This window comes from Aphanothece stagnina RSMan2012, assembly GCF_046764815.1.
In the GTDB taxonomy this organism is placed as follows: domain Bacteria; phylum Cyanobacteriota; class Cyanobacteriia; order PCC-6307; family Cyanobiaceae; genus NIES-981.
Genome location: NZ_JBKOUC010000152.1, coordinates 1 through 201, shown reverse-complemented (window position 1 = coordinate 201; position 201 = coordinate 1). Strand labels below are relative to the sequence as shown.

Here is a 201-nt window from a genome sequence, read left to right as displayed (position 1 = left end):
GGGCGCAACGCCAACGCCAGCGGAACCGCCGCGACCGCCGTCGGAACAGCCTCCATCGCCGACGGTGAAAGCGCCACGGCCCTCGGTCGCAGCGCCAATGCCACCGGAACCCGGGCGACCGCCGTCGGATTTGAGGCCCTGGCCTCAGGGCAACAGGCGACGGCACTGGGTCCTGGCGCCAATGCCACCGGCCTCGCCGCA

The 201-nt window shown here is 73.1% G+C and carries 1 protein-coding gene; it reads left to right on the top strand.

The annotated features are described in order from the left end of the window. Nucleotides 1-201, top strand: a 201-nt coding sequence (locus ACLNEE_RS17165) for a hypothetical protein (protein ID WP_412007482.1), incomplete at both ends; no start/stop codon positions are given.